Origin of the sequence: Micromonospora sp. NBRC 110009 (genome assembly GCF_030518795.1) — a bacterium.
In the GTDB taxonomy this organism is placed as follows: domain Bacteria; phylum Actinomycetota; class Actinomycetes; order Mycobacteriales; family Micromonosporaceae; genus Micromonospora.
In genome coordinates this window covers 1099812-1120076 of record NZ_CP130427.1, presented here as the reverse complement: position 1 = coordinate 1120076, position 20265 = coordinate 1099812, and the positions used below count along the sequence as shown (strand labels likewise).

General features: G+C 70.8%; 15 protein-coding genes, 1 pseudogene and 1 riboswitch. Of the genes and pseudogenes, 7 read left to right on the top strand and 9 right to left on the bottom strand.

Annotated elements, in window-relative coordinates:
* The first annotated feature begins 102 nt into the window (after nucleotides 1-102).
* Entirely contained in the window at nucleotides 103-2202 is a 2100-nt protein-coding gene (locus Q2K19_RS05275; RefSeq protein ID WP_302768090.1) for a prolyl oligopeptidase family serine peptidase, read from the top strand.
* A gap of 25 nt (nucleotides 2203-2227) precedes the next feature.
* Here the strand turns inward: Q2K19_RS05275 and Q2K19_RS05270 are convergent, their stop codons facing one another.
* Complete coding sequence (locus Q2K19_RS05270; protein ID WP_302768089.1) at nucleotides 2228-2638, bottom strand: hypothetical protein; 411 nt, start codon at nucleotides 2636-2638, stop codon at nucleotides 2228-2230.
* A 101-nt stretch (nucleotides 2639-2739) separates the two neighbouring features.
* Here Q2K19_RS05270 and sigJ point away from each other — a divergent pair, with 101 nt between their 5' ends.
* Nucleotides 2740-3657: an RNA polymerase sigma factor SigJ gene (gene sigJ / locus Q2K19_RS05265; RefSeq protein ID WP_302768088.1), complete on the top strand. Its 918-nt coding sequence runs from the start codon at nucleotides 2740-2742 to the stop codon at nucleotides 3655-3657.
* A 190-nt stretch (nucleotides 3658-3847) separates the two neighbouring features.
* Here the strand turns inward: sigJ and Q2K19_RS05260 are convergent, their stop codons facing one another.
* Entirely contained in the window at nucleotides 3848-4906 is a 1059-nt protein-coding gene (locus Q2K19_RS05260; protein ID WP_302768087.1) for a DUF5937 family protein, read from the bottom strand.
* A gap of 100 nt (nucleotides 4907-5006) precedes the next feature.
* On the opposite strand from Q2K19_RS05260, the pseudogene Q2K19_RS33495 reads away from it, so the two are divergent.
* From Q2K19_RS33495 to Q2K19_RS05240, 4 genes and pseudogenes are all read left to right on the top strand, one after another.
* Nucleotides 5007-5705, top strand: a pseudogene (locus Q2K19_RS33495) (MFS transporter); the annotation flags it as partial.
* A 759-nt stretch (nucleotides 5706-6464) separates the two neighbouring features.
* Nucleotides 6465-7820 carry a hypothetical protein gene (locus Q2K19_RS05250; RefSeq protein WP_302768085.1) on the top strand — a complete coding sequence of 452 codons (1356 nt, stop codon included), beginning with the start codon at nucleotides 6465-6467 and terminating at the stop codon, nucleotides 7818-7820.
* Nucleotides 7817-8632 (top strand): hypothetical protein, encoded by an 816-nt coding sequence (locus tag Q2K19_RS05245; protein WP_302768084.1) that lies wholly within the window; start codon nucleotides 7817-7819, stop codon nucleotides 8630-8632. The genes Q2K19_RS05250 and Q2K19_RS05245 overlap by 4 nt, the downstream gene beginning before the upstream one ends.
* 98 nt (nucleotides 8633-8730) lie before the next feature.
* Complete coding sequence (locus Q2K19_RS05240; protein ID WP_302768082.1) at nucleotides 8731-9279, top strand: hypothetical protein; 549 nt, start codon at nucleotides 8731-8733, stop codon at nucleotides 9277-9279.
* Between the two features lie 106 nt (nucleotides 9280-9385).
* On the opposite strand, the gene Q2K19_RS05235 is transcribed toward Q2K19_RS05240, so the two are convergent.
* Nucleotides 9386-11599 carry a choice-of-anchor J domain-containing protein gene (locus Q2K19_RS05235; protein ID WP_302768081.1) on the bottom strand — a complete coding sequence of 738 codons (2214 nt, stop codon included), beginning with the start codon at nucleotides 11597-11599 and terminating at the stop codon, nucleotides 9386-9388.
* A 444-nt stretch (nucleotides 11600-12043) separates the two neighbouring features.
* Here Q2K19_RS05235 and Q2K19_RS05230 point away from each other — a divergent pair, with 444 nt between their 5' ends.
* The gene (locus Q2K19_RS05230) at nucleotides 12044-12907 is read left to right on the top strand and encodes an oxidoreductase (RefSeq protein WP_302768080.1); all 864 of its coding nucleotides are present in this window, start codon (nucleotides 12044-12046) and stop codon (nucleotides 12905-12907) included.
* A gap of 16 nt (nucleotides 12908-12923) precedes the next feature.
* Here Q2K19_RS05230 and Q2K19_RS05225 read toward each other — a convergent pair whose 3' ends face one another.
* The 6 genes from Q2K19_RS05225 to Q2K19_RS05200 all read right to left on the bottom strand — a co-directional run bounded on the left by Q2K19_RS05225 (nucleotide 12924) and on the right by Q2K19_RS05200 (nucleotide 20106).
* A complete protein-coding gene (locus Q2K19_RS05225; protein WP_302768079.1) occupies nucleotides 12924-13886 on the bottom strand; it encodes a C40 family peptidase in 963 nt (320 codons plus the stop codon).
* 164 nt (nucleotides 13887-14050) lie between these two features.
* A riboswitch (cyclic di-AMP (ydaO/yuaA leader) is annotated at nucleotides 14051-14198 on the bottom strand.
* 228 nt (nucleotides 14199-14426) lie between these two features.
* Complete coding sequence (locus Q2K19_RS05220; protein WP_302768078.1) at nucleotides 14427-16883, bottom strand: FtsX-like permease family protein; 2457 nt, start codon at nucleotides 16881-16883, stop codon at nucleotides 14427-14429.
* Nucleotides 16880-17605: an ABC transporter ATP-binding protein gene (locus tag Q2K19_RS05215; protein WP_302768077.1), complete on the bottom strand. Its 726-nt coding sequence runs from the start codon at nucleotides 17603-17605 to the stop codon at nucleotides 16880-16882. Before Q2K19_RS05215 ends, Q2K19_RS05220 begins: the two co-directional genes overlap by 4 nt.
* A complete protein-coding gene (locus tag Q2K19_RS05210) occupies nucleotides 17602-18204 on the bottom strand; it encodes a PadR family transcriptional regulator (RefSeq protein WP_302768076.1) in 603 nt (200 codons plus the stop codon). The genes Q2K19_RS05215 and Q2K19_RS05210 overlap by 4 nt, the downstream gene beginning before the upstream one ends.
* A gap of 104 nt (nucleotides 18205-18308) precedes the next feature.
* Nucleotides 18309-19121, bottom strand: a complete 813-nt coding sequence (locus Q2K19_RS05205; RefSeq protein WP_302768075.1) for a maleylpyruvate isomerase family mycothiol-dependent enzyme — start codon at nucleotides 19119-19121, stop codon at nucleotides 18309-18311.
* Between the two features lie 58 nt (nucleotides 19122-19179).
* The gene (locus Q2K19_RS05200; RefSeq protein ID WP_302768074.1) at nucleotides 19180-20106 is read right to left on the bottom strand and encodes an NAD-dependent epimerase/dehydratase family protein; all 927 of its coding nucleotides are present in this window, start codon (nucleotides 20104-20106) and stop codon (nucleotides 19180-19182) included.
* Nucleotides 20107-20265 lie beyond the last annotated feature (159 nt).

Genomic DNA, 20265 nt, shown 5'->3' with positions numbered 1-20265 from the left:
TAGTGCCGGTTCCCGCAGGTCAGGGCGCGGTTCGGGGAGTTGGGCAGGCTGAGTCGCCATGCCGACATCGATGCGGGGCACTCGTCGGGGATAGTTGCGAAGATGGCGACCTTGAGCGATGAGGGCGAGGACCCGTACCTCGAGCTGGAAGATCTTGATGGTGCGGACGCGGACAGGTGGGTGCGGGACCGCAACGCGGAAACCGTGGCCGCGCTGACCGAGGGCGAGCGGTTCGCCGCCCTGCGGACCGAGATCCGGCAGGTGCTCGACGCCGACGACCGCATTCCCTACCCGGGATGGCGCGGGGATCGCCACTACTACAACTTCTGGCAGGACGCCGCGCATCCCCGCGGACTCTGGCGCCGAACCACCCTCGACCAGTACCGCCGGCCGGAGCCCGAGTGGGACGTGCTGCTCGACGTCGATGCGCTGGCCGCCGAAGAGGGTGAGAACTGGGTCTGGAGCGACGTGACGGTGCTGCGACCCGATTATCAACGCTGCCTGATCAGCCTGTCCCGAGGCGGCGCGGATGCGGTGGTCGTCCGCGAGTTCGACCTCGTCCGCCGGACCTTCGTCAAGGACGGCTTCACGCTTCCCGAGGCCAAGAGCGGCGTCTGCTGGATCGACGCCGACCACATCTACGTGGCCACCGACTTCGGGCCCGGTTCGCTGACCACGTCAGGGTATGCGCGCATCGCCAAGCGATGGCGGCGAGGCACGCCACTGTCCGAGGCCGAGATCGTGTGCGAGGGCCGCGTGGACGACCTGGTCGTGTACGCCTCGCACGACCGAACGCCCGGGTTCGAGCGCGACTTCGTGGGCCGGATCCTGGACTTCTACCGCAGCGAGCACTTCCTGCTGACGGAGGCGGGCGAGCGGATCCGGATCGCCGTGCCGGAGGACGCCCAGTGGGACGTACACCGGGAGTGGCTGGTGATCCGGCTGCGCTCGCCATGGGCGCTGGGTGAAGCGACCTATCCGGCCGGTGCCCTGCTGGCGACCCGCTTCGACGCGTTCCTCGCCGGTGCGCGGGAGATGGCGGTGCTCTTCCAGCCCGACGCCCGCACGGCGCTCGACGGTTACGCATGGACCCGGAACCATCTGATCCTGGCCACCCTCGCCGATGTGCGGAGCCGGTTGGAGGTGCTGACGCCGGGCGAGACGGGCTGGCGGCGGGAGCCGCTCGCCGGGGTGCCGGCGGACGATCACAGCTCGATCGTGGAAACGGACCCGGACCTCGGCGATGACTATCTGCTCGCCTCGGAAGGGTTCCTCCAACCGGCGACGCTGCGGCTCGGACAGGTCGGCGGCTCGGTCGAGATCCTCAAGCGGGAGCCGGCGTTCTTCGACGGCAAGGGCTTGGCGGTACGCCAGTTCTTCGCCACCTCGGCCGACGGTACGCGGGTGCCGTACTTCGTGGTGGGGGAGGCGGACGCGCCCAGCCGGCCGACGCTGCTCACCGGGTACGGCGGGTACGAGATCTCCCAGACCCCCTACTACAGCGGCGTCACCGGCCGGGGCTGGCTGGCCCGCGGCGGTACGTACGTCGTGGCGAACATCCGGGGCGGTGGGGAGTACGGCCCGGAATGGCACCGCGCGGCGCTGCGGGAGAACCGGCCGCGGGCGTACGAGGACTTCGCCGCGGTGGCGGCCGACCTGGTTGCCCGGGGGATCACCACGCCGGCCCAGCTCGGCATCGAGGGTGGCAGCAACGGCGGGCTGCTGATGGGCGTGATGCTGACCCGCTACCCGTCGCTCTTCGGCGCCGTCGTCGCGCACGTGCCGGTGCTGGACATGCGGCGGTACCACCGGCTGCTGGCCGGTGCCTCGTGGATGGCTGAGTACGGCGACCCGGACCGGGAGGACGACTGGGCCTACCTGCGGGAGTATTCGCCGTACCACAACATCCGCAGTGGGACGCGGTATCCGCCGGTCCTGCTCATCACCTCGACCCGCGACGACCGGGTGCATCCGGGGCACGCCCGCAAGATGGCAGCCCGGCTGCGCGAACACGGCCACGACGTGTCCTACTACGAGAACGTCGAAGGCGGGCACGGTGCCGCCGCGAACAACGAGCAGCGTGCGTTCATCTCGGCGCTGACGCTGGAGTTCCTCTGGCGGACGTTGACCGAGCCGGTGAGCTCTGCCCTACCGCGCCAGGCTTCAGTCGTCGACGCGGGGGAGCGGGCTCAAGCGGACTAGTTGATCTCGGGCCCCGTATCGGACCTTAGCGCCGGGCCAGCGCCAGCACACTCAGGCCGAACATCAAGACCCCCAGGGGGAGATGGACCGACGGGACGTGCGCGATGCCGAGCACGACCTGGACCGAGGCGAGTACGAGGAAACCTGACGCGTGCCAGACAGGCCGGAGGGAGCCGCCGCCCGGCTTCCACGCCAGCACCGCCGCGAGCACGTACAGCATCGACGCCCCGTACATCACCCGTGCTCCGACACTGTGCAGCGTCTCTCCGTAGGACGAGGTCAGCAGCAGTCCGGCGGAGACCGCCTGAAGGAAGATGGTCAGGGTCTGCAGGGCGATCGCGATCTGCAGGAACGAGAAGCTGCGCTGTGCGTTCGCCGTCCCCGTCCCCGTCCCCGTCCCCGTCGCCGTCGCCGTCGCCGTCGCCTGAGCGGCCATGTCACAGTCCCCTTTTCCGCCCTCGGGCAGTAGATCGTTAAGGTCTCACCAGCCCGACGACGTGGGCTTGCGAAAGGTAAGGCGAGGGGGCGGCCGGACGCATGGGGACTGTCGGGACCAGCCAAGATGAGGTTGCCGGCGAGCGACGCCAACTGATCAATGTCGCTTACCGGTTGCTCGGTTCGGTGACCGAGGCCGAGGACGCCGTACAGGATGCCTACGCACGCTGGTACGGACTGCCACGAAGCCGGCAGGAGGAAATCCTGTCCCCCGGCGCCTGGCTCACGACGGTGACCAGCCGCATCTGCCTGGACCTGCTCGGCTCGGCGCGGGCCCGCCGTGAACGCTATGTCGGCGCGTGGCTGCCAGAGCCGCTGCCCGACCGCACCGAGTGGGACCACGCGGGCGGCACCGACCCCACCGGTCCTGCCGACCCCGCCGACCAGATCGTCCTGGACGAGTCGGTGGACATGGCCTTCCTCGTCGTCCTGGAGTCGATGACGCCCGCCGAGCGGGTGGCGTTCGTCCTGCACGACGTCTTCCGGTACCCGTTCGCCGAGATCGCCGACGTTCTCGGCCGGACCCCTGCGGCCTGCAAGCAGCTGGCCGCCTCCGCCCGGCGGCGGGTGAGCGTCGCGCGCGCTCCGGTGACGGCGACCGGCCAGGCCGACGTGGTGAGGCACGTCAAAAAGGCGTGGGAGACCAAGGACATCGCAGCCCTCGTCGGTCTCCTCAACCCGGCCGCCGTGATGACCGCCGACGGCGGCGGCCTGGTCGGCACCGTCCTGCGCCCGGTCGAGGGCGGCGCACGCATCGCCCAGTACCTGGTCGCCATTGCCGATAAGGCTCCGGGGCTCGAACTCCTGGAGCGGTCGGTCAACGGTGTGCCGGGCCTGGTGGCCCAGCGTGCCGGCGTCGTCATGACCGTAGCCTCCTTCGACGTCTCCGACGGGCGCGTCACCCGGATCTGGGCGGTCCGCAACCCGGAGAAGCTGCGGCCGTGGGCGCGGGAGGGCTAGCTGTACTGCCCAGGATTCCGGTCGCCCTTACGGCACAATTCGCCGAAGTGTTACGTGGAGTCGGATACGTCGTTCCGTGCCGCCGACAGGGTCACAGGCATGACTGTTTCCACTCCTGACCTGTCCCGCTTCCGACGGGCCGGAACGATCGCGGCAGCGCCCTGGCCGTGGTGGCTCTCGAACCGAGGGGTTAACGCAGGATCGCCTCGACGAAGTCTGCGCCGAGACGGGCGCAGACCATGAGGTCAAGTTGGTAGAGGACATATCGCCCGCGTCGGCTGACTGTCACCAGACCGGCCTGTTTGAGCACCGCCAGGTGCCGGGAGACCTCGGGCGCGGTCAGCTGCCATGCGTCGGCGAGCTCGCCGGTGGTGTGCGGTCCGCGGGCGATGGTGCGGGCGAGCCTGCGCCGCACTGGGTGCGCGAGGGCGTCGATGCGCCGCTGCACGACGTGCAGCGAGATCGGGCGTGGCAGGCCGGGTTCGGCGACCGGGTATTGAATCACGGGCCGCCAGCCCGGGGCGTGCACCACCAGCAGGTGGGGGTGTCCGAAGGCAGTGGGAATGAAGGTGACCCCGCTGCCGTGCGCGGTGGTCGCGTTGTCCTGCAGTTTGTCGACCACGATCCGGTTGTTCTGCAGCGAGACCGACGGTGACACGGCGGTGAGCATGGCCGACAGACCGTGCTGCGCCAGTAGATCCGCTTTCCGCCGGGAGTCCGCGACGAGCTGGTTCTGCACTCGTGCCCATGATTCGGCGAAGAACGCCTGTTCGCAGTCTTCGAGCAGGCGCCGTACCCAGGTCCGCACACGTGGTGGGTCGGCCAGCAGCCGCTCGGCGAACTCGGCCTGCCGAGGGCCGCGGGCCAACGCCAGCTCGAGCGCCTTCTCGCGCGAGAAGCGGCGGTACAGCGGCGTCGAGCCGCAACTGGTGGTTATCAACGCTGCGAACACGTACGTCTCGTCGTCGAGCCGATCGACCTCGTCCAACTCCTCCGCCAGCGTGGCCTGCGGCCGACTGGGCACGAAGAAGTCGGCACGTGAGGACCGCCAGAGGAAGTCGGCCTCGATCATGCGCTCACTGAGTTCCGGTTTGAGTGAAACGGAGGTGGCCGCGATCCAGCCGTGCAATGCCGGGTGATGGCCAGGCTCGGACAGCGCATGCAGCATCGAGGTCAGCTCGGCCAGCGGCGAGGGCGCGAACAGGAACCGCTCCTGCGCCACGCTGGTGATGTCGATCGAGATGGCCACGCTCGCAATAGTGCCCGCCACCCCGGCCCGACCGCCCGCGGGTTGACGATCCCCGTCAACCCGCGAGCGTCCCAGCCTATGCGCGGGGAGATTCGACGGCGTGCGCAGATACGTGGCGGCCCTGGTGGTCGATTCGGTGGGCGGCGGGATGCTGCGGCCGTTCCTGGTGCTCTATGCCGTGACCGTTCTCGGGTTGGGGGTGGGCGAGGCGGGCGTCGCGCTGTCGGCCGGCTTGCTGATAGGACTTGCCCTGCTCCCACTCGTGGGACGGTGGATCGACCGCGGGGCGCGGTCGGCAGCGGTCGCGACGACGCTGTTCGTCCGCGTCGCCGGGGTAGCTGTACTGCTTGCAGGCCATGGATTGGTCGCCTTCGCTACGGCGTCGGTCTTATTGGGGGTCGGCGGTCAGTCCTTCCCCGCAGCGCACGCGGCGGTGGTGGCAGCGCTCAGACAGGGACGCGAACGCGATGCCGCGCTCGCGATGACGCGATCGGTGCGCAACGCCGGGCTCGGCGCGGGCGCGCTGCTTGCGATGATCGCCGTGGCCGGCGGTGGGAACGTCCTGAACGGCCTCCTGGCCATCACCGCCCTGGCATTCCTTGTCGCGGGCGGGCTCGCGCTATCGACAAGAGTGACCGCCGTGGAGCCAGAGCGCGACCATGGCCTCGGCACGCCGCCCAGCATGGCCGTACTGCTCGTGGCCAACCTTCCCTTCGCCATGTGCTTCAGCGTGCTCGAGGTGGTGCTGCCGGCGTTGCTCGTGACCCGGATGCAAGCAAGCGCCGTCTGGTCGGCGGCTCTGTTCGTGGCCAACACGGTGCTAGTGATCTTGTTCCAGGTACCCGTCGTCAAATGGTCGTCAAAATGGGCCCGCGGCACGGTCTTCGCCGCTTCAGGGGTCGTGCTTGGCCTGTCCTATCTGGGCTTCTGGGTGGGCGAAGCGATGGGGGCGGTGGCCATCGCCGTGGTCGGCGTCGTCTACACGCTGGGCGAAATCCTTTACACCGGAAGCGGAACCGCCCTCGTGATCGCGGCCACGCCACCGGCGCAACTAGGCCGCGCTCTGGTGCGCTTCCAGCTTTCCACCGGACTTGGTATGGCCTGCGCCCCGGCCGCGCTCATGGGGCTGCTCGAGGCTGACCCGGCCGTGCTGTGGGGATGCCTCGCAGCAGCAACTCTTGCGGCGGCTCTTGTCGTTAGCTGGAGGCCCGTCGTTCGACCGTGCCGAGATAGGTGCGACAAGCATGTGAGCGGGAGGCCCAGCCGTCCCAAGCTGATCGACCAGCGTCGAGCTGCGGAACTGAGCCATGACCAGACCCGGCTCTACTCCGGCAAGGGCTGGGACACCATCAAGTACACCGAGAAGCAGCTCAAGGCCGACCCAAACCTGGTCACGTACCAGGTGGGGGAGCGCCGCCGCTGACCCGCGGGCCGGGTGCGGGTCACCGTCCCGCACCTGGCCCTCGGCGGGCAATCCCGGAGCGAGCCGGCGGTGAGGTGCAGCGCCAGCAGCAAGCCCGGTACTAGGATCTCTTGCTGGCCGACACGGGGAGGTGCCATGCGACGTCGTCAACTGCTGGCGTCCGGGATGTTCGCGGCGATCGGGCTCAGCGCCGGAGAGCTACTGACAGCAGCGCCGGCCGCCGCCGAGACGGCCCCACTGAAAAGCGTCGGCACCCAGCTGCCGGTGGACGACCTGCGGGCGATCGAGCTCGACGAGGCGCGCGGCCGCCTCTACATCGCCCAGGGGGTCGGTGGCGGGCTGCCGCTGGTGGTGACCGACCTCGACGGCCGGCTGCTGAACCGGGTCACCGCCGTCGCCGACATTTCCGACCTCGTCCTCAGCGACGACGGGCGCATCCTGTACGCGGCCCAGGGCTTCAACCGGATCGTCGCGCTGGACGCCGACGCGCTCACCATGGTCGCCAGCTACCCCGCACCCCCCGGCGCCTGGCTGTACACCGTCGAACCGACCGGCGAGAAAGTCGTCGGCGGGTTCATCGACGCCGGCATCGGCTCCGGCGGTCTGCTGATCTGGTCCGCGCCCGGGATCCCGCCGGTGGTCTACACCGGGGGCCCCAACTACCACCCGATCATCGACGCCAGCCCCGGGGCGCCCGGCCTCCTCGTCGCCGGCGACACCGGGTATTCGCCGGTCACCACGTACGTCATCGACGTCTCCGGTGACAGCCCGACGATCGTCGCCCGGCGGGACAACACCGGCAGCAACCTGATCGACTACGCGGTGAGTCCGGACGGCACCGAGGTGGTGGAGACGGTCGGCCACCCGTACGAGCACCACTCGTACCGGCTGCCGGATCTCACCGACGCCACCGTCTATCCGAGCGGCGTCTATCCGCAGGACGCCGCCTGGTCCGGGGACGGCTCCACCGTCGCCATCGGCCGCGCCTCGACCGCGACCGGTGACCCCGATGTCTACCTCTACGGCAACGGCAGCACGGTCCCGACGTACGCGGTCGACTTCCGCAGCGGCGACAGCCTCTGGGAGGGCACGCTGCTGGTCAACCAGGCCGGCACCCGGGCCTGGGCGGTCAGCTCGACCGACCCCTACCAGGAGACGCAGCTGCTGCACTCCTTCGGGCCGGCGCATCCGCCGACGCCGCCGGTCACCGACCTGGCCGTCACCGCCCAGGTCGGGACCGGCAAGGAGAAGAGCGTCGCGCAGCTCACCGTGACCTGGAGCTCGCCGATCGGCGACGACAACTACTGGTGGGTCACCGCGTCGACCAACGGCGGGGCCGAGCGGGAGTTCTGGCGCGGCAAGCTGGACGCCAGCGGCCGGTACACCCTCACCTACTCGTTGCCACGTGGCACCACCACCTTCACGGTCCGGTACCACGACTACTACCAGTTCTACCCGGACGGCTACGCGACCGCGACGCTGCAGCGATGAACGCACCGGCCCGGCGGCGCCGTCCGCTCGTCCGCTGCGGCGTACTGGCGCTGCTGCTGACCGCCACCGGTGTTGCCAGCTGCGCCCGATCCGATGCACCCGCCGCCGTCTGGGCCGTCCCGGCACCCACCGTCGCCGCGACGCCGCCCACTCTTGGGACGACGGCGAGTGCTGCGGCGGCGGTGACACCCACCCCGAGCAACCTGCCCGCGAGCGCCTCCCCGACGTCCAAACCGCGCCCGCCGGCGACAGCGCGGGCCGGCACGGCCGCCGCCCCGCCGCCGGCCCCGGCCGCCCGGGCCACCCCGGCCCCGGAATTCCCCCGCGGCTACACCCTGCAGTCGCAGACCTGCGCCCTCCAGGTCGGCCAGCAGGTGTACGTCTCGCGCAGCGGCAAGACGAAGGGAAAATTCCGCTTCTGCACCCAACGGCTGCGCAAGAACGACACGGGCGGCTACTACCTCAACCCGTACGTCTTCGTCGAGCCCTTCTTCCTCGACGGCGGCCAATGGTTCCCGGACTCGCGCGAGCCGCTGGGCCTGACCATCACCTGCCGGGTCAGCCACACCGGCCAACAGGACTACTCCCTCACCGCCACCTCACCCAGCGGAAACGGGCCCGGCCACACCGCGTCCTGCGGCCGGCAGGTGCCGCACGCGGTCACCCCGACGACGGGCGGCGACGCCTACACGATCCGGTTCAGCGGATACACCTCGGGCGGACACTACGGGGTGCTCGCCTTCGACACCGAGGTGCACTTCCCGGGCGCCGGCAAGCCGACGCCGGAGCAGCAGGTGACCGTACCCCGCTGATCCGGCAGCAGTACCACCGCGACCGGCGAGCGGGCTCGCCGTGCCGCGAGAGGCAGAAGGTGCTCCGGTGACGACCGCACGGGCGTAGGGTCGGTGCCGTGGAAGGCGCGGGGCGTCGATACCGGTACGTCGGCCCGGCTGACGTGCGGGCGTCGGTCGCCGACGCTCCCGAGGGCTGGCCCGTCCGATCACCGGCCGATCTCGACACCTGCCTGGCGGCGGCGGATCCGCGCGACCGTGACGAGCCGTTCACGTACGTCATCGACACCGCCGGTACGTTGCGGCTCGCGCCGAGACGCAGCGAGCACGTCGCCTGCGCCGGCGGTGGGGAGGTCCTCGGCGCGGGGGAGATCGCCTTCGACGGCGAGCGGGACGGCTGGGTCGTGACCGAGGTGAGCAATCTGTCCACCGGCTACTGCCCCGACCCCACCACCTGGGTGGCGGTGGCGGGCGCCCTCGACCGGGCGGGCATCGGCCGGCCGGAAGGCTTCACCGTGGCCGTCGTCTTCCGGCGCTGCCTCGACTGCGGCGAGCGCAACCTCGTCCGCGACGACGACTACATCTGCGCGCTCTGTGGCGCCGAGCTGCCGGAGGACGTGGAACCTCGGCTGACGGCCCAGCCGTCGACCGCGCACGAAGCGCGCTGATCGCCACACAAGGCAGGCGCACCCATGCCGCCACGCACGGGAGCAGACCAGGGCACCTGCCACCACTGGCGGTGACAGGTGCCCTGGCAATCTCGCCGGATTCAGGTCAGGAGGCCCCGCCCGGCTGGAGGGCTCCGTTGACCTTCAAGGTGTACGGCGCGTACTGGTTGACCTGCTCGGTCGGCTCGTCGTACGCGACCACCGCGACCACCTTCTCGAACGGGCTGAGCAGGGCCAGCTGCCCGCGGCTGAGCGACAGGCTCGACTTGCCGTCGAACTGGACCTGCAGCGCCATCTTGTGCCGCTCGTCGATGCCGATCAGCCGCACGTTCCAGTTGTGCACGGCGGTCGGCTTGATCTCGGTGGGCGAGTCGAACGGGGCGAGGCTGCTGCCGTCGCTGACCGTCGTGCCGCCCACGGTGATGTCGTCGATCAGCCAGCCGCCCTCGTTGACGCCGCCGTCGCTGACGTAGCGGAAGCCGAGCAGGATGGTCTTGCCGGCGTACGCGGACAGGTCGTACGAGTGCGCCTCGAACCCGTTGGTCGTCCCGTTGACCGCCGGGCCGAGCGGCCCATCGACGGTCTTGTCACCCGGGATGGCCGTGTAGGTCGCGCCGCCGTCGGTGGAGACGGTGACGTAGCCGTAGTCGAAGCCCTGCTCCGCGCCGTACTTGGCGAGGAAGCGCAGCGTCGGGTTGGCCGCCGGCACGGTGACCGAGGTGACGGCCGCCGCGTCGGTGTTGCTGGCGTTGCCGGACCACAGCACCGGGTTGCCGGCGCGGTCCGGGTCGTTGGACACGACGGTCCACGCCAGCGGCAGCGGCGGCAGGGTCTTGGCGCCCTGGAACGACAGCGACCGCAGGTCACGGCCGCGCAGGAGCTGCCCGTTGGCCTTCTGCAGCGGCACGTAGTCGGCCCCGTTCGGCGCCGCGCCCGGGGTGGCGTTGGCGGCCGGGTTGGCCAGGTTGACCGTGGAGCGCAGGCTGGGCGTGGTCACCCGGCTCTTCGGTACGCCGAGCATGATGCCGTGGCGGGAGTCCCCGACGATCTTGTCGACCAGCGTCATCGTCTGGTAGTCGTGGATGACCTGGTACATGTTCCTGGCGCCCTCGGCCTTCAGCGCCGCCTCCAGGCTGGCCAGGCCCTGCCGCTCACCGTCGTTGTGCAGGCGGGAGATGATGTCCTGCCCGTACCGGTCGTAGATGAACTGCATGAACGAGTACGCGTTGCCGTAGTCGGCGAGCACCGCGTTCGGGTTGGGGCTCTCGCCCCACAGCGTCAGGGAGTTTTCCGGGCCGCCGCAGTCCCGCGGGTTGGTGTTGAACGGCGTCTGGACCGTGCCGAAGCCCTGGTAGCAGTAGAGGTGGCTGTCGCCGCCCCGGTCGAAGACCGTCAACCTGGGGTCGACGTAGCCGACCAGCGTCTGCGCGAAGTCGGACAGGCCCTCGTTGACCCAGCTCGTCTCGAACGGGTCGGTGTAGTAGTGCGCCAGGTGCTGCCACTCGTGCGCGAAGGTCCCCTCGTACAGGTGTGGGCGGCCCGGGCGGCTGGTGCACAGGTCGGTGGTCGGGTCGTTCGGCGGGTTGGCCCCAGTGCGGTGCAGCCAGTCGAACGCGTCGATGGTCATCACGTTGCGGTCGAACAGCTCGTTGAGCTGGGCCGAGAAGAAGCCCGCAATGTAGGTCGGCGCGGCCGGGAACTGGTAGAAGTTGTCGTCCCGGACGTTGTCGACCAGCGTGACGGTCTTGTTGCCGCCGCCGGTGTAGACGCCGCCGTTGCCGCTGGCGTCCGGCCCGAGCAGGGCGTTGCTGCCGTCGCGGTCCGGCGGCCGGCTGAACGCCGCCGTCTCCTTCGGGTACATGTTGGTGTCGAACTCGTGGACGAGGTCCGCCACCTGCGCGTCGGTCACCTGGGTCGTGGAGGGGATCTGGGTGCGGCAGTCACCGGCCGGGAAGGCGATGTCGTTGGCGACCCACACCTCGATGTTGTTGCCGACGGCCCGAAGCGTGTAGTTCTTGCGGTAGTACCGGCCCTGGAAGTCGTCCAGCCCGAGCCACTGCCGGACGGTGCCGACCGGCGGAGTCGCCGCCGCCGCGGCCCTCGCCCGCGCCTGCGCGCGCGGCTGGTATCGGGCCGGCGTCTTGACCTGCTTGCCGTCCAGCGTGAAGTCCTTGCGCGTGAGCTCGCGGACGTCGCTGGGCCGATCCTTGTTCGCGGCCGGCTGGGTGGGGGCGGCCGCCGCGGCTGACGCGGGTAGGACGCCCAGGAACGGTAGGACGAGTGCGATGGCTGCTGCTGCGGCGATGCGGCTGCGTGCCATTAGCCCCCCTCGGGTGTGGTGAAGCCGGTTGACGGGGTCTGGGCCGCCATTCACCGGCACGACATTTACGTTCGTATCGGCAATGGTTGCCTTTGGCAATGGGCCTACCGCATGCTTTCCGGCCGACCATCGCGGCGACCGGATTCCTCAGGCCACGGTCCACAAAGAGGTTAGTTCCGGCGTCACCCGTCCGGTGAGCCGATACCGCCAGATGCGGTTTCGGGGCACCGCGCGGCCGGGCTCCGTCGATAGCTTCCGGTCATCCGGTCCGCAGGCGTACCACCGGGAAATCGAGCCGGACGAGGTGGAGTTGGTGGTGTTCGACGACCGCTGGCCGCGGCCGGGGGAGATGCTGGTGAGGTCATCAGCGGCCGATGCGGCCAGGGTTTGGTGGCCGCGTCGGCGGGAAGCTCGCGGATTTGCGATACGAGGAGAGGAATTCCCATGACTTCGACCCCACGTCTCGGCGGAACTTTCAGCCTGGGGGATTTCCCGGTCGCCCGGATGGGCTACGGCGCGATGCAGCTGGCCGGCCCGCACGTCTTCGGTCCACCGGCCGACCGCCCCGCTGCCGTCGCCGTGCTGCGCGAGGCCGTCGACCTGGGGATCAACCACATCGACACGGCCGACTTCTACGGCCCGTACGTCACCAACGAGATCATCAAGGAGGCGCTGCACCCCTATCCCGACGATCTTCACATCGTGACCAAGGTCGGGGCGCTGCGGGACGCCGAGGGCAACTGGCCGCAGGCCCTCGCTCCGGAGCAGCTACGCCAGGCCGTGCACGACAACCTGAATCGGCTCGGACTCGACGTGCTCGACGTGGTCAACCTGCGCGTCGGCGGGTTCGACCGCCCCACCCCCGGCTCCATCGCCGAGCCGTTCACGGTCCTCGCGGAGCTGCAGCAGCAGGGGCTGATCAAGCATCTCGGGCTCAGCACCGTCAACGCCGAGCAGGTTGCCGAGGCGCAGTCGATCGCGCCGGTCGTGTGCGTGCAGAACTTCTACAACATCGCCAACCGGGACGACGACGACCTCATCGACTCCCTCGCCACCCTGGGCATCGCCTACGTGCCCTACTTCCCGCTCGGCGGCTTCTCCCCGCTGCAGTCCGAGGAGCTGAACGCGGTCGCCGCCCGCTTCGCCGCCACCCCGCTGGCGGTCGCGCTGGCGTGGCTGCTGCATCGCTCCCCGAACATCCTGCTCATCCCCGGCACCTCGTCCGTCGCGCACCTGCGCGAGAACGTCGCCGCCGCCGCGCTGGCCCTTCCCGACGACGCGCTGACCGAACTGAACAACATCGACTGAGAGCCACCACCCCCGGTCAGCCGGGGCGGCGAGCACCGCTGTACGGCATGTTGGCCAGCTGGGCCATGCGGACCACGTCGCCGGTGTGCGGGGCGTGGACGATCAGGCCGCTGCCGACGTAGATGCCCATGTGATGGTGGTCGGAGTAGAAGAAGACGAGGTCACCCGTACGAAGGTTGGCTTTGCTCACCGCCACGCCCGAGGTCCACTGGTCACCGGTGTAATGCGCCAGCTGCACCCCGGCGGCGGCCCACGCGTACTGGGTCAGGCCGGAGCAGTCGAACGAGTCCGGGCCGTTGGCCGCCCACACGTACGGTTTGCCGATCTGCTTGCACGCCGTCTTCGCCGCGACGCCGCCGCTGCCGGTGATGGGGACGGCGGGACACTTCCCGCCGATGAACAGCGGACTGGTCCCCGTTATGGGGGAGGTGCTGCTCGACGTGGCGGCCGACTGCGCGGCGGCTGCGGCTCTGGCCGCCGCGGCCTCCGCGGCCGCCTTGGCCGCGTCCGCTGCGGCGATCTGCTTGCGGAGCGCGTCCAGCCGCTTGATCTCGGCGTCGATGGTCTTCTTGCGGGCCGCCAGTTGGGCCTGCTGGCGCTGCTGGATCGCGATCAGCGCGTCGACCTTCTCCTTGTCGGCGTCGTAGCCCGCCTGCTGGGTGGACAACTGGGTGATCTGTCGTTGCTCCGAATCTGCCACCTGATTCACGAGCGCGAGCTGATCTCCCAACGCGGTCGGCGGCGAACTGCGAGACAGCAGGGCGTTCATTGTGGAAAGTGACCGCGCCTGCTTGTAGTACCCCGACACAATCTCCTGGACCCGGGTCCGGCTGGTCTCCACCGACTTGCCCAGTGGCTCGATCTGTCGGCTGAGTTCGGCCGATCTCCGCTCGTTCGCGGTCAGTTCCGTCCGGACCTTGTTGTACTGCTCGATGACCGGTTCGAGCTTTTCGAACGCCGTTTCGATCTGCTGCTGCACGTCCGCGGCCGACGGGGCGGCGTGGGCGGGCGCGGCCGGCCCGACGGCCACCATGGCGGCCGCCGCGACGGCGAGGATTCGGGTGAACAGACGCGGTCCGGCGGGCCGGGTGCGCACGGGTGGCAACGGGTGCGGCTCCTTCCACTCGAGGCTGGCGAGCACTGCGCGCCCGCCTCGACCGCCTACCGGGTTAGCTGACGGGTTCGGGCGTGGAAGGCGCCCTACCGCGGATGCGGATTCACCCCGAAACTGCGGTGGTTCCCCGGCTCGCCGCGACGCCGGTGACGTCGGGTGATTCGGCGGTGGCCGTCCCGGGGCACTCCAGGTGGAGACCGACATCCGGAACGGACGCTGACCAACATTAGTGAGGACGGCCCGAGGAAATCAACGAGCCGTTGATGTCAATTCCCTGCGCGGTCATGCGGGCACAATGGGTGCCGGAAATGCTGTTCACCTAAGACTCCGCTAATCGAATTCTTAACCCTTCCTAATATCGACCGCGTTGTCTTTCAGAAATCAGCGGCATGTGAATCCGGGCGACTAGTCCAGCCGACGGCGGCCCAACGACTGCGGTTCCCGCCCGGCGAGCAGCCAACCGGCGGCTGCGGCGAGCACCGGTAGCCCGACAGTCGTCGCGGCCAGGTGCGCGACCGGTAGGTCGGTGAGCGCGTCGAGGTCGCGGTGCAGGACGCTGACCAACCCGAGGTACGCGCCAACGACGCCGAGGATGGCGCCGAGCAGCGCGAGCGCTCCGGCGGTCGTGGCGGTGAGCGTGCGCCGTACCCGCCTGGGGGCGCCCGTCGCGGTCAGCGTGCGCAGGTCGCCGGCCGCCTCGCCGCGGATGAGGCCGACGGTCATGGCCAGGATGCCGAGGGCGAGCAGCGCGCCGGCGGCGACGGCCCCGGTCCGCAGCGATGTGAGCGAGGCCCGCTCGTGGCGGGACTCGACGGTCAGGCCGGCGCTCGCCGCGAGGTTCTGTACGGCGGTCAGCTCCCGCTGGGTGAGCGGGTGATCCGCCTCGACGAGCCAGCCGACCCGCGCGGGCTCCCAGCCGTGGTGGGCCATCATGCTCGCGGTGACCAGCGAATTCGGCATCGAGGAGTGCCCGGTGTCCGGGAGGGCCTGGGTCTTCGGGTAGACGCGGCGTTCGGGGATGTTCACCAGTTCGAGCGCACCGGTGCGGACAGTGAGCACCTCGGTGTCGGCCGCGATCGCGGCGGCGTCGAGCCGGTAGCGCCGCAGCAGCTCCGGAGTGGCCACGTAGAGGGGGTACGACGACATCTGCTGGCCGTCGGCAACCGGCGTGCCGATCTCGACGGCCGGATGGCCGGGCTGGCCTCCGGGCTGGCCCGGCTCGGTATCCGCCGCGACCACCGCCCGGTCGAGCGGGGTCACGGTCAACGTGCCGAGGCTGCGGGCGATCGCGTCGGTCTGGGCCTGCAGGCTGGCCAGCTGCTCCGGGGTCCGTACCGGGATCACCGGGCTGGGTCGGCCGATGCGGACCAGGAGCTGGCCCTCGGCCAGATTGCCTAGCCCGGCCGAGCGCTTGGCCTGGTAATCGGCGGCGGCGGAACCGGCGACGACCGCCACCGAGATCCCCAGGGCCAGACTGATCGCGGCGAGCGCCGCGCCGGCCCGGGCCTGATAGCGGACCAGGTCGGTCAACGCCAGCCGGACGGCCACCGGCATCCCGCCGCGCGCCGCGGCCAGCAACCGGATCGCCGTCGGTCCGACGAAGAGCACCCCGACGGCCGTGGCGACGGTGCCCGTGGAGATCAGCACCGGGTTCTTCCCGCCGGACAGGACGAGGCAGGTGACGCCGGCGGCGAGCAGGACCACGGCGGCCACCGCGGTGCGCCGGGCCGGCCGGGGCCGCGGCGGCCGCGCCGACAGCGCGCTCATGATCGGGGTACGCGTGATGGCCCGCGCCGGCCACCACGCGGCGGCGGTGGCGGTCGCCACGGCCAGCACCATTCCCGCGCCGAGCGTCAGCCAGGGCAGGTCGAACCGGTCGATGCGGTGCCCGGCGGCCGTCTCCACCCGCCCGGCGACGAGCAGCCAGGCGGCGACGCCGACGGCCGTGCCGAGCACCGCCGCGATCGCGCCGACGACGGTGCCGTTGGCCAGCATCACCAGCCGCAGGTGCCGTCGGGTGGCGCCCATCGCGGCGAGCATGCCGAGTTGGCGCAGCCGGCGTTGCGCCACCACGATGAACCCGGCCGCGGCGACCAGCGACACCAGCAGCAGACCGACGGTGGCCAGCGCCAGGGTGACGGCGGCGATCATCGTACGGGTCGTGCCGGGCCGCGACTCGCGCACGAGAGGACCGTCGATCGTCGCGCGGAACCTCTCCAGGGAGTCCCGGTCCCCGGCGACAAGGACGGTGACGGTCTGCGGCGGGTCGGCGTGCGCCGGGTCCACGAGGGCGAACTCATCGGTCAGGTCCTTGGGGTTCTCCACCACCCCGACGACCAGCCGGTCGTGCCCGTCGAGGCTGACCCGCCGGCCGAGCCCGGTCCGCAACGTGCGCGCCACCGCGTCGGTGACCGCCACCTCGCCGGCCCCGGCCGGGTACCGCCCCTGCCGCACCGCCAGCATCGGTGCGCCGTACCCGCCGTCGGGATGCTGCGCCCGAACGTCGACCGGGTCGAACAGGCCGGGCACCTCCACGTAGCGGTGACCGATCGCGTCGATCGTGCCGAACCAGCTTCGGGCGGCGGCGAGCCGGGAGTCGAGCACGGCCGGGTCGGCGGCGTCGAGCCGCAGGAGGTGGTCGGCGCGCCCGAACGTCGCGTCGCTGGACGACGCCATGTTGTAGGTCGCCGAGACTGCGAAGGTGGCCCCGATGACGGCGACCGTGAGCAGCGCGAGGGTCAGCACCTGCTGGCGCCACTCGCGGCGGAACAGCCGTACCGCCCACCGGATCACGGCCCGACGGGCCGGCAGGCCGCCACCCGGGGCGCGGTGCGGCGCCGGCCGGACCATCGTCGACGTCACGACGTCACATCCCCGGCCAGCAGGGTGTCCGGGCCGATCGATGGCGCGGTCTGGTCGACGACCCGGCCGTCCCGGAGGAACACCACCCGGTCGGCCCAGGAGGCGAGCTGCGCGTCGTGGGTCACCATGACCCCGGCGATCCCGCGCTTGCAGGCCGCGCGCAGCATCCGCATGACCGCCTCGCCGTTGACCGAGTCCAGCGCGCCGGTGGGCTCGTCGGCGAGCAGCAGCCGCCGCTCGCCGACCACCGCCCGGGCGATCGCGACCCGCTGGCGTTCGCCGCCGGACAGGTCGTCGGGGAAGTGGGCGGCCCGCTCGGCCAGCCCCAACTCCTCCAGTACGCGCAGGCCCTCCGCGCGGGCGGCCCGCGCGCCGACGCCGTCGAGTTCTAGCGGCAGCGCCACATTCTCGACGGCCGACAGCCCGGCCAGCAGGTTCAGGTCCTGGAACACGAAGCCGATGGAGCGGCGCCGCATCCGGGCCCGCGCGTCGGCGGACATGGCCGACACGTCGCTGCCGCAGACCAGCACCTCGCCGTCGGTGGGCTCCTCAAGGCTGCCGGCGATCGTCAGCAGGGTGCTCTTGCCGGAGCCGCTCGGGCCCATGATGGCCACCAACTCGCCCGGGTCCACGGTGAGGTCGACCTGCCGCAGCGCGTGCACGGCGGCGTTGCCGGTGCCGTACACCTTGGACACCTGGCGCATGCTCAGCACGGCGCTCATCGGCGGGCCCCCTCGCGGGCCGGCGCGGCATCGGTGCCGGCCAGGTCGTCCGGTGCGGCGTCGGCCTCGGCGGCCGGGGGAGTGGCCGGTAGGCGGCGCAGCCGGGCGTCGGCCGCGTCGAGCCAGCGCACCACCGACTCGAGCCGGAACAGCTCCGCGTCGACGACCAGGCCGAGGGCGATGTCGTCGGGGTCCGCGTCGGCCTTGAGGTGGGTGTAGCGCTGCATCTCCTCGACCAGACGCCGGCGGTGGACCTGGAGGATCTCCCGTACGTCGATACCCGGCATCCGCACCGCCACCTGCACTTTGATGACGAGTTCGTCGCGCGGTGGATGCGTGACGTCGGGCGGCGTCCGCAACCACCGGTCCAGTTCCCGCTCGCCGCCGGTCGTGATCCGGAACCGGCGCTGCGCGCCGTCGCGGCCGGCCTCGTCCGACTCGACGAGCTCTTCGCGTTCGAGGCGCTGCAGCGTCGTGTAGACCTGGCCGACGTTGAGCGGCCAGACCTCGCCCGTGCGGGCCTCGAACTCCTGCCGCAGTTGCAGGCCGTACTTCGATCCCTCGGTCAGCAGTGCCAGCAACGCATGTCGAATGCTCATGGTCCACCACCCCGCGTAGTTATACCGGGTATAATACTGAGTATTATCATGGTGTCCAGCCACTTCGGACATGAGTTCTCAGCCCACCGACGAGGGTCGGGCCGTCAGGGGATGGCGAAGAAGTTCAGGAATCGGAAGGCCAGCCACGGCCTGCGGCCCCACGCCCGCAGCTTTCCGCGCGCGATCAACGGCCACTGGCCGCTCAGGCCGGCGCTGAGCAGGAAGAACGACACCGGGTCGACCGAGATGGTGCAGTCCACCCGTCCCGGCGCGGTGTCGCTGACCGCGGCGGCCCCGTCGGTGAACCGCACCCAGAACCGGGAGACGCCGCGCAGCCGCAGCTCGTAGCACGCGCTCAGGCCGCGCACGGCGGCCTGGTCGACGAGGCGGGGCATCGTGGCGTGGATGAACGGGAGGATCAACTCGACGTGCCGCGGCCGCACGATCGGCGGTTGCCGGAGGGCGGCGGCGATCGCGGTGCCGTGGCTCAACATGTGCGCCAGCAGGTAGCAGCCGAACACGCCCAGCGGCATCGGGCCCATGGGCGTGTCGACGATCTCGGCGGCGGGCCGGACCCGGGCCGCCTCGAGGAACGCGGCGGCCTGTCCGGCGATCCGCTGCGCGAGTACGGCCGGTTCGCGCTCGGCGTCCTCGCTCAGCGCCTGGGCGTTCGCGGCGGCCAGCCCGGCCTTCGTCCCGTCGCCGTGCGTCGCCGGTCGGCCGGCGGCGATCGTCGCCATGAGCTCGTTGGCCATCGCCAGGTGGGCCGCCGCTTCGGCGACGGTCCAGTCCGCACCGGGGATGGGGACGTCGGCGCGGGGCAGCCCGCCGATCAGGTCGGCCAGCCGCCCCGCCACGGCAAGGATTTCGCCGGGCAGTTCGCCGCGCTCGGTGGAGTCAGCCGTCGTGGGGGCCATGACGGCCGATCCTCACCGATCCCGGACCTTCTGTCCAGGGGTGATGATCGGCGGACGCTCAGCGGCTCGCTCTCGCGACCAGCGGGATGCCCTCGCGGTAGGTCGGCACCGCCGGCGCCCAGCCCAGCTCGCGCTTGGCCTTGGCGTTGGAGACCCGCATCGAGGTGGTCATCATCGCGTGGGCGTACGGGATGGGCCGCAGCATCCAGCTCGGGACCCGCCACGGCCGGCGCGCCCCGAACTCGGCCGCGAGCGTGTCCAGGTAGTCCCCCCAGCGCACCGGCTCGTCGTCGACAATGTTGTACGCCTGTCCGGCGCGCCCCTTCTCCATGGCGGCCATGGTGGCAGCGGCGGCGTCCTCGAGGTAGATGAAATTGGCGAAACCGCCGGACGAGGGCACCGGCAACCGGCGCTTGCGCACCAGGTTGACGAGCATGCGGGTCATGCTGTCCTGGCCGTAGAAGAATCCGTAGCGCAGCGCGATGCCCTCCATCTCGTCGGCCGCGAACACCTGCTCCTCTGTGGAGCGGATGGCCGCGACGGCGTCACCGAGCGTGCCGCTCACGGGCTCGGCGAACGGGTCGTCCTCGCTGATCACGTGCGGGCCGTGGTCGCGGTAGCCGTACCCGAGCACGATCGACTGGGTGACGAAACGGTGGGCGCCGACCGCCCGGGCCGCCGCGAGAAGGTTGGCGGTTCCGGTGGTACGCAGGCTGTTCGTGCCCTGCAGCGCCTCCCGCATCTTCGTGGTGCCCAGCGCGGTCAACTCGTGCACGACCGTGTCGGCCCGCACGCCCCGTACGGCGGCGAGCAGCTGCTCGCGGTCCAGCACGTCGGCCACCACGGCCTCGGCGCCGGCGGTGCGCAGCCGCTCGGCGTTGGTCTGGCTGCGGCTGATGCCGACCACCTCGTGGCCGGCGGCGATGAGTTGGCGGGTGAGGGGCGTACCGACGGCGCCCGAGGCGCCCGCGAGCAGAACTCTCATGGCTGCGGTTCCTTTCAGCAGGTCTCACCCCGGTAGACGAGGTACCGGTCGGGTCTGTGATGACCTGCCGGTGTGTCGTCTCGCACAGCCGAAACGGGTTCGTGCCGGCTGGCCGCGACTCAGGCGGAGGCTGGGTCCTCAAGCACCTGTCGTGGCGGG

Coding starts and splice junctions, on each gene's coding strand:
- Q2K19_RS05245 (WP_302768084.1), top strand. CDS start 7,817: ATGAACGCACCGGCCCGGCGGCGCCGTCCGCTCGTCCGCTGCGGCGTA.
- Q2K19_RS05210 (WP_302768076.1), bottom strand. CDS start 18,204: ATGAGCATTCGACATGCGTTGCTGGCACTGCTGACCGAGGGATCGAAG.
- Q2K19_RS05250 (WP_302768085.1), top strand. CDS start 6,465: ATGCGACGTCGTCAACTGCTGGCGTCCGGGATGTTCGCGGCGATCGGG.
- Q2K19_RS05215 (WP_302768077.1), bottom strand. CDS start 17,605: ATGAGCGCCGTGCTGAGCATGCGCCAGGTGTCCAAGGTGTACGGCACC.
- sigJ (WP_302768088.1), top strand. CDS start 2,740: ATGGGGACTGTCGGGACCAGCCAAGATGAGGTTGCCGGCGAGCGACGC.
- Q2K19_RS05270 (WP_302768089.1), bottom strand. CDS start 2,638: ATGGCCGCTCAGGCGACGGCGACGGCGACGGCGACGGGGACGGGGACG.
- Q2K19_RS05275 (WP_302768090.1), top strand. CDS start 103: ATGGCGACCTTGAGCGATGAGGGCGAGGACCCGTACCTCGAGCTGGAA.
- Q2K19_RS05230 (WP_302768080.1), top strand. CDS start 12,044: ATGACTTCGACCCCACGTCTCGGCGGAACTTTCAGCCTGGGGGATTTC.
- Q2K19_RS05235 (WP_302768081.1), bottom strand. CDS start 11,599: ATGGCACGCAGCCGCATCGCCGCAGCAGCAGCCATCGCACTCGTCCTA.
- Q2K19_RS05200 (WP_302768074.1), bottom strand. CDS start 20,106: ATGAGAGTTCTGCTCGCGGGCGCCTCGGGCGCCGTCGGTACGCCCCTC.
- Q2K19_RS05205 (WP_302768075.1), bottom strand. CDS start 19,121: ATGGCCCCCACGACGGCTGACTCCACCGAGCGCGGCGAACTGCCCGGC.